We start from the raw sequence: 2,161 nt of genomic DNA on the forward strand, positions 1-2,161 counted from the left end.
CCTCACCAACCGCGAGCACATCCTGGCCGCGCTGGCCGATGCCCCCAGCCGGCTTCTCTCGCCCCTGCACTCCGACGACTCGGCCCGCATGGTCGACGCACTGCGGTCCCTGGGCGTCGGCATCGAGCTCGAGCCCGGCACCGGCCGCTTCGGCGACGACATCGTGGTCACCCCCGTCTGGCCGCTGCGCGGCGAGACCGTGGTGGACTGCGGTCAGGCCGGCACCGTCATGCGCTTCGTCGCCGGACTCGGCGGCTTCGCGCGCGGAGACGTGACGCTGACCGCCCACGAGAGCGCGCTGCACCGCCCGATGGGCGCCATGATCACCGCCCTGCGCGACGTGGGCGTCGACATCGACGACGGCGGCCACTGGTCGCTGCCGTTCATCGTCCGCGGTCACGGCCACACCCGCGGCGGCGAGGTCACGATCGACGCGAGCGCGTCGAGCCAGTTCGTGTCCGGACTCCTGCTCGCGGCCCCGCGCTTCGACGTGGGCCTGCACCTCCATCACGCCGGCGCGCGCCTCCCGAGCATCCCCCACATCGACATGACGGTCGAGGCGCTCGCGCACCGCGGCGTGCATGTCGAGCGACCCGCGCCGGGCGAGTGGATCGTGCCCGCCGGCGCCGTGCGGGGCAAGGACGTCGCGATCGAGCCCGATCTCTCCAACGCCGCCCCGTTCCTCGCCGCCGCAATGCTCGTGGGCGGCTCGGTGTCGGTCACCGGGTGGCCCGCCCACTCGACGCAGCCCGGCGCGATGCTCACCGAGATCCTCGCGCTCATGGGTGCCAGGGTGCAGCGGCGCGGGGGCGTGCTCACGGTGACCGGCGGCGCCGGCATCCAGGGCATCGACCTCGACCTGTCCGCCGCGGGCGAGCTCACTCCGACGATCTTCGCGCTGGCCGCGTTCGCCGACGCTCCGTCCACGCTGCACGGGATCGGCCACATCCGCGGCCACGAGACCGACCGCATCGCGGCGCTCGTGGCCGAGCTGCGCGCCCTGGGCGGCGAGGCCGACGAACTGCCCGACGGCATCCGGATCGTGCCGCGGCCACTCCACGGCGGAACCTGGCGGGCCCACCACGACCACCGCATGGCCACGACCGGCGCCCTCATCGGCCTGGCCGTGCCGGGCGTCGAGGTCGACGACATCGGCACGACGGCAAAGACGATGCCCGAGTTCCCGGCACTGTGGCAGGCGATGCTCGACGACGACGGCGGCCTCGCCGCCCGCACGACGGAGACGATGCGGGCATCGTGAGCTGGCTCGACGATCTCGACGAGGACGACGAACCCGAGTTCGACGAGGCCGATGTGCGCGTCCGCCCCAACCCGAAGGCGAACCGCCCTCGCACCAAGAGGCGGCCGGCGCACTCCGACGCGCGGATCGCGCGCGTGCTCGGCGTGGATCGCGGGCGCTACACCGTCCTCGTCGACGAGAACGGCGACGACGAGCACACCATCCTCGCCGTCCGGGCCCGGGAGCTGCGCAAGACGCCGATCGTCACGGGCGACAGGGCACGTGTCGTCGGAGACACCTCCGGCGACACGGGAACCCTCTCGCGCATCGTCGGGATCGAGGAGCGCACGTCGCTCCTGCGCCGCAGCGCCGACGACACCGACCAGGTCGAGCGGGTCGTCGTCGCCAACGCCGACCAGATGCTCGTCGTGGTGGCGGCTGCCGACCCGGAGCCCCGGGCGAGGCTCGTGGACCGGTACCTCGTCGCGGCGCTGGATGCCGGCATCCGTCCCCTCCTCGTGGTGACGAAGACGGACCTCGCCGACCCGACCGAGTTCCTCGGCCATTTCGAGGGGCTCGACCTCGAGGTCTTCACGAGCGGACGCGAGGAGATGCCGCTCGAGCGGATCGGGGCGGCCCTCGTCGGGCACTCGACGGTCTTCGTCGGGCACTCCGGCGTGGGGAAGTCGACTCTCGTCAACGCGCTCGTCCCCGACGCGCGCCGCGCGACCGGGCACGTCAACGTGGTGACGGGCCGCGGTCGCCACACATCGAGCTCGACCGTGTCGCTGCGCTACGTCGGCGCGGGCGGGAACGGGTGGGTGATCGACACCCCGGGCGTGCGGTCGTTCGGGCTGGGCCACGTCGACACGGCGAACATCCTGCGCGCGTTCACCGACCTGGCCGAGATCGCCGAGGAGT

The 2,161-nt window shown here is 73.1% G+C and carries 2 protein-coding genes; both read left to right on the forward strand.

Going from position 1 to position 2,161, the window contains the following annotated elements; all coding sequences use genetic code 11:
- The coding region (gene aroA / locus ACE3O1_RS15455) for a 3-phosphoshikimate 1-carboxyvinyltransferase (protein WP_374316565.1) at positions 1-1,261 on the forward strand (1,261 nt) is incomplete at its 5' end.
- Positions 1,258-2,161, forward strand: a 904-nt coding sequence (gene rsgA / locus ACE3O1_RS15460; RefSeq protein ID WP_374316567.1) for a ribosome small subunit-dependent GTPase A, incomplete at its 3' end; no start/stop codon positions are given. The genes aroA and rsgA, both read left to right, overlap by 4 nt.

Origin of the sequence: Microbacterium sp., from assembly GCF_041909575.1 — a bacterium.
GTDB lineage: Bacteria > Actinomycetota > Actinomycetes > Actinomycetales > Microbacteriaceae > Microbacterium.